Raw genomic sequence first — 6,000 nt, 5'->3', positions numbered from 1 at the left:
GGCCTGCGCTATGGCTTGACCATTCAACGTTGGAAGCGCCCCTCTGCTTGAGCGCTCGAGCTCGAACGAACGGCTGCTTTCGAGCGGCTTGGCGCGCCTCGCTTGTGCGCGCGTCATCCATGCTCATGCGCGTCCCTTATATGGTGGCCAAAAAACACGAGACTACAACTTTGAGGCGGCCTTTTCGTGGAACGAGGCAGGAGACAGGGTTATCGGCGCGACTGCTAAGCTGCGCGAGACGCCTTGCGCTCGAAGAACAGCGCATTTCCACGCTGCTCATGCAAACCTCATGGGAACAGACGTCGCTCAGGAATCTGCTACAGCGCCCAACTTGATTGGCAATTGCCGAGCGAGAGACAGCCGCTGAGCGTGTTCGATAATCTTCGCTTCGAGGGTGAGGATCTGCGGCCATTCCATCTGGGCAAGTGCAAGCGCGCGTCGTCAAGATGCGCTTTGCGCGGTCATATTGCTTGCCACTCTCGAAACCTGTGCGACCTGTACGCTCCGCAGCAAAGTCCCCGCCAGAGCCTCAGCCTCGGGAACAGACGAAGCAGTGCTCTGTTACCTCGGTGAGGGCTACAAAGGACAGGACAGGCAAATGGACGGCCGCGAGGAAAATTTCTCTCACGAGTCCGGGAAACAAACACAAAAGCTGGCTCGCGGCGCTATTGAGGAAGCCCGGATGGTGCTTCCGGGAATTCAAGCGCTGTTCGGCTTTCAACTTATAGCGGTTTTTAACAATCGGTTTTTGGAAATATCTGCTTTCGAGCAAAGATTGCATCTTTCGGCGGCTCTGCTCATTGCCATAGCCATCGCCCTCATCATGACGCCCGCCGCTTATCACCGGCAGGCAGAACCTAGAACTGCCACAGATTTTTTCGTGAAGCTCACTTCGATTCTCATAACAGCTGCGATGGTTCCGCTGATGATTGGCTTGTGTCTGGACGTCTATATTCTCGCGGACCTTATACTCGACGATGTCAACGCGAGCCTCTGGATCGCAAGCCTGCTTCTCGCATTTTTTGCTGCGCTTTGGTTTCTGCTACCTAACGTCCTGCGCTAGGCTAACGGAAGCAGGTAAGTAAGAGTCGGCGTGGCGATTGGCTCAAACGAAGCGGCGCAATCAGCCTCGAAAGGGAAAAGGACATTCGCCGTTTGAAAATTCTTGAGGCGCTACTGTTCGTTGAAAATCCGGCCCGACCGTTCCATTTGGAGCCCATGAACAAACCACAAAGCGCACCTTTGCGCGAGGCCATTGCCGGCGTTCCCGGCCGTTATTGGGAAAGGCTCGCCGATGGCCGCATCCCATGCGACCTCTGCCCCAGATATTGCAAGCTTCACGATGGCCAGCGTGGACTGTGCTTTGTGCGTGCGCGTCGTGGCGATGAAATCCTGCTCACCACTTACGGCCGCTCCTCTGGCTTCTGCATCGATCCGATTGAGAAAAAGCCCTTAAACCATTTTCTGCCTGGAACGCCTGCGCTGTCGTTCGGCACTGCCGGCTGCAACCTCGCCTGCAAGTTTTGCCAGAACTGGGATATTTCGAAGGCCCGCAGCTTCGACAGGCTGCAATCCGAAGCTTCGTCCGACGCGATCGTTCGCGCCGCGAGGGCGACTGGGTCGCGCGCGATCGCTTATACGTATAACGATCCCGTGATCTTCCTCGAATATGCCGTCGACGTCGCAAGGCCAGCGCGTGAGCGGGGCGTCAAGAACGTGGCCGTCACCGCCGGTTATATTTCAGAAAAGGCGCGCGAAGAGTTCTTCTCGGCAATGGACGCCGCCAACATCGATTTGAAAGCCTTCACCGATGGTTTCTATCGCGCGCTTTGCTCCGCCGAGCTCGGGCCCGTCCTCGACACTCTCGAATACGTCAAGCGCGAGACCAAAGTCTGGCTGGAGATAACGACGCTGTTGATCCCTGGCTGCAATGACGCTCCTTCCGAGATCGCCGCGCTCTCGGAATGGGTCGCGAGCCGGCTCGGCCCCGACGTGCCGCTGCATTTCTCGGCGTTTCATCCGGACTGGAAGATGCATGCCGTCCCGGCGACGCCCCGCGCGACGCTGACTCGTGCGCGAGAAATCGCGAAGAGCGCCGGCCTGCGCTACGTCTATACCGGCAATGTTCACGACGAGGCGGGGCAGAGCACCTATTGTCACGCCTGCGGCGAGCGCGTCATCGGCCGCAACTGGTACGAGATCACCTCCCTGGGCGCTCGACGACAAGGGCCGCTGCTTAAGCTGCGGCGCGCGATGCGCCGGCGTGTTCGAAGAGAGCCATGGCTCATGGGGGGCGCGGCGGACGCCAATCGAGTTTGGCGTTGAAGGGTCTCCGGCGTCTTCGTCGGCCTCCGTCTCGCAAGTTCATTGAAGTGACATTTAGTCCATCAGCCCGTGCAAGCTGTTAATGAGGAAGCTGTGCGGTTAACGAATCCTTGGTTGGAGGGTGGAACGCTGAAAAGCTGACAAACACTCTTTAAGAAACCGAGCTGGCTCGACGTGATATCTGGCATTGAGGACGACGCCGATGTTCATGAAAATCCTCGCCCCTCTTGATCTCACCGAGCCCGAATTGACCAAGATCGGGATCGACGAGGGAGTCGCCCTCGCCAAAGTCTCGCGCGGAAGTCTTCGGTTACTCTATGTGCAATTTTTCCTACCCGCCGCCTATGCCGACTACGTGCCGACAAATTTTGGCGAACAGCTTCGACTCGCCACCGAACAGCGTCTCGCGGAAGTCGCCGACCAAATCGATTACACGCCAGAGCGCGTTTCGACTGCAGTGCGCTTTGGCGCGATTTATCCAGAGGTGTTAGCCGAAGCCAATGAGTGGGCCGCTGATCTGATCGTCTTGGGCTCGCATCAGCCGAGTATGGCCAGATACCTGATTGGTTCCAACGCCAGCATGATCGTGAGGCACGCCAAATGTTCGGTGCTGGTGGTGCGGCGATAAGAGATTTGAAGGCGAGGCGCCTAGCGCAACATGTTCGATCACGCCATCATGCCTGCACGCCCTCGCCGTTGCTGTGCGCAAGTCACCCGGTTGCGCGCACGGCGTTTCGCGTCACCGAAATATCTCGTTGACGAGAGCAATGTCTGCTTCGCGTCGCGAAGCTCCTTCGTTCTCTGCGAGAGCGCAAGAAGCGCGCGATGCACCCCAGGAAAACGCTCGATAAGCGGAGCTGATCAAGCGTTTTCTGTTGGCCGATATAAGACGTGCTAACCCGCGCGACTTAGCTCTGCTTGGCAGCGACCGGCGCCTTTGACGGCGGGGCGGCGACAGGCGACGCGCCATTGATCGGCTTGAACGCTTCCTTGGCCAGGCTCGAATACGTTTCGCCAATCTTGGTGGCATAGGCCAGGAAATCGTCATAGGCGGATTTGGCGAAGTCCGACTGAAGTTCGATCGCCTCGTCGATCTTTTTCACGCCAATCAGCTTATCGAAGAACGCCCGGCTTTTCTCAAAGGACTTCTTTGAATAATCCGTCGTTTCGGCCGCGATGGCCTGTAGACCCTTGGTTGACGCGGAAAACGCCTCGAATGGGTTCGTGCCGAATGCCTTAATGTCTGGGAACACTGTCATCGTTTATCCCCTTCTAGTCTAGGCGCGCGGGGCAATTCCCACGCCGCTCTAGAGGCTAATTGGTTATGTGCGCTGCACAAATAAGTCAAGAAACATATTGCTTTGCAGCACAGCCAAGCTGGGTCCGTTCGGCCAAGAACCATCACCTCTGGCCGATCTCTCCGATCGCTATGCGCCGTTTCATACCAAGGTCATTGCGGCCAACGCCAGTTAGGCCGCACATATTCTGGACGGTCTGCCTTACCACAAATGCTCTTTGGACATTCGCGAGCATTACACAGCTACGGCTGGCGCCGTCGATCAGGTGTTCGGTCTTTGCCATCTCACGGGATTTAGAATCGCGCCGCGCATCCGGGATCTTGCCGATCGCCGACTCTATGTCGTCGATGCTCGTTCATCCTACAGGCGGCGGCGTATGGCGTAACGCTCGAAGCCAAAAGTTGCGACGGCGGGGCCGTGTTCGAACCAAAACGGATCGCCCAGGCGATCGACACCTCATCCTCAACGCGATCCAGGCCACTCCGACTGGCGGCCATGTGGCGCTTTGCGCGGAACGGTCGAACGGTCGGTTGGTTTTTTCAGTAGCCGACACTGGCCGATGGGCCGCGTCGTGGACGTTCGGGCGCTTGGATCGTCGCCCGCGCAGCTGAACTGTCTGCAACTGCCCCGGCGCCGCCGCCCGAAAGGCGCGGTCCGCGGCCCTAGCTAGATACCCGCCCGTTGAACCGGACGCGAGAATCCGATGCGCAACCGAACGGCGCTTGACTGGCTCAATTTCCTGCTTGCCGACGTCCAAGGCGGGGTGGGGCCGTTTCTCGCGATCTATCTTTGGTCGAACCATGGTTGGGACGCGACGTACATCGGCATTGTCATGACGATCGCAGGGATCGCGCGCGCGGCGCCGACGCGATCCCGCTCTCTCTTAACTCCTTGGGTTTTCCGCTAATGCACCGAATGCCCCGTCATTGATTTTGTTCAGGCGTTATCGCTTCGAGCGAGCGTCGCTTCCCGTCGACAGGGACATCACCTCGCCGTCTCGCTTCAGCCTGCAGCATGGACGGCGCGCCACTGTGATCGGGCGGGTTTGAACGCGCGACCTTATATGCGTTCCGCGTCGCCCAGATGATTTCGTTCCCCCAGAGGGGCTGTTGTTCTCTTCGTCGGACGGTCTCGGAACAGCCGGCTCCGCTGACATCGAAGCACTGGCTCGCCGACCTTCAGAGGGCCTGCCATTCCAAGTCCGAATTCGCTACGTTTTTTGTCATCGCTCTCCGTTACGTGCGCCCGCCTCCGGTTGCATGGCGTTTCGTCCTATGGCCGCAGTCGACGCCCAAAACCCTGCGTCCGCGACGATTTTCCCCTTGGCGCTTACGCGCGCCAATTCCTCGCGAGCCAAAATCGCCCCGGCCTTCGGGTCCTCCGCTTTGCTTCGGCCACACGCCTTTCGGCGCTTCGGTTCGGGCGTCGCCCTTGTGGCCATCACGGACAGCCATCGCAACCGGGGCAGCCGCCCCAATGATGGAGAGCAAGATGAAGACTTTCGCGGAATTCCAGATCCTCGGCCGCATCGGCAAGGTTCGTGAAGTGGCGCAGACGACGCGCGTTTCGATTTGCGCCAATTACGGCTTCAAGGACCGCAACGGCGAGACCAAGGATAAGCCCTATTGGAATGAGATTACGATCTGGAGCGATAGCGCCCGCAAATATGTCCGCGACTATGCGAAGCCCGGCGATCTGGTGGTGGCGCGGGGCACCTTGAAGCAGGGCAGCTTCGAAAAGGATGGCGAGAAGGTCTACACGGTCGACCTCAACTGTGACGACTTCTCGATCCTCGCCTCCGCCAAGACTGACCAGTCCGACAAGGACGAGGCCGACGCCGCGACTGAGGCACAGAAGAAATCCGCGAAGCGCAAGTGACGCGAAGAGCGGGGCGGCCGCACGCCGCCCCGCCGACGCGACCTTTCTTGGATTTGTGACGGGTCAGCGGATGGCTGCCCGATTTCTTCGCGTCGACCCTCTCGACCCAGAGCATGGCGGGGTTGCGACTGGTCTTCGCGTGCCACGACGCACGCGCTTGCTCCTCCTGTTTCAGGAGACGGTTGCTCAGAAGTTTGTCCGGCAAAACTTCTGAGCAGGAAACTCCGCGACTTTGGTCGCTGTGCGTCCTGCGCGCGTTGATCGCTCATCCAAGTTTGTCCAACAAACTTGCTCGGGCCGAAAACCCTCGGCTCCTCTTCACGTTGCGGCGGGCACCATCAAACTTCGCGCGCGCGAGACGTTATTCCATCGCTCACGATATCTCGCCGACGCGCGCAGCGACTCCCATGGGACGCATAAGCCCCGCCCTGGCGCGCCATTTCTGCTTGTTCTCTTTGAAGCATGTGCAGAAGTTTGTCTGGCAAACTTTCGAGTAGAG

6 protein-coding genes and 1 pseudogene are annotated in these 6,000 nt (G+C 58.8%); 6 read left to right on the top strand and 1 reads right to left on the bottom strand.

Annotated features, from left to right (window positions below):
• Positions 1–598: 598 nt before the first annotated feature.
• The 3 genes from FEV16_RS15540 to FEV16_RS15530 all read left to right on the top strand — a co-directional run bounded on the left by FEV16_RS15540 (position 599) and on the right by FEV16_RS15530 (position 2,953).
• Positions 599–1,063, top strand: coding sequence for a DUF6328 family protein (locus FEV16_RS15540; protein ID WP_138168506.1), 465 nt, complete (start codon positions 599–601; stop codon positions 1,061–1,063).
• Positions 1,064–1,218: 155 nt separating this feature from the next.
• Positions 1,219–2,325, top strand: coding sequence for an AmmeMemoRadiSam system radical SAM enzyme (amrS, locus tag FEV16_RS15535; protein ID WP_210234907.1), 1,107 nt, complete (start codon positions 1,219–1,221; stop codon positions 2,323–2,325).
• A gap of 202 nt (positions 2,326–2,527) precedes the next feature.
• Positions 2,528–2,953: a universal stress protein gene (locus FEV16_RS15530; protein WP_138168505.1), complete on the top strand. Its 426-nt coding sequence runs from the start codon at positions 2,528–2,530 to the stop codon at positions 2,951–2,953.
• Positions 2,954–3,233: 280 nt separating this feature from the next.
• Here the strand turns inward: FEV16_RS15530 and FEV16_RS15525 are convergent, their stop codons facing one another.
• Entirely contained in the window at positions 3,234–3,584 is a 351-nt protein-coding gene (locus tag FEV16_RS15525; RefSeq protein ID WP_138168504.1) for a phasin family protein, read from the bottom strand.
• 157 nt (positions 3,585–3,741) lie between these two features.
• Here FEV16_RS15525 and FEV16_RS15520 point away from each other — a divergent pair.
• From FEV16_RS15520 to FEV16_RS15510, 3 genes and pseudogenes are all read left to right on the top strand, one after another.
• Positions 3,742–4,008: pseudogene (locus FEV16_RS15520) on the top strand (Tn3 family transposase); the annotation flags it as partial.
• Positions 4,009–4,326: 318 nt separating this feature from the next.
• Positions 4,327–4,530, top strand: coding sequence for a hypothetical protein (locus tag FEV16_RS15515; RefSeq protein WP_210234906.1), 204 nt, complete (start codon positions 4,327–4,329; stop codon positions 4,528–4,530).
• 584 nt (positions 4,531–5,114) lie between these two features.
• Positions 5,115–5,501 (top strand): single-stranded DNA-binding protein, encoded by a 387-nt coding sequence (locus tag FEV16_RS15510; RefSeq protein ID WP_246657374.1) that lies wholly within the window; start codon positions 5,115–5,117, stop codon positions 5,499–5,501.
• Positions 5,502–6,000: the final 499 nt, after the last annotated feature.

Source organism: Methylocystis sp. B8, assembly GCF_005771425.1.
Taxonomy (GTDB): Bacteria; Pseudomonadota; Alphaproteobacteria; order Rhizobiales; family Beijerinckiaceae; genus Methylocystis.
This window is presented reverse-complemented; position numbering and strand designations above follow the sequence as displayed.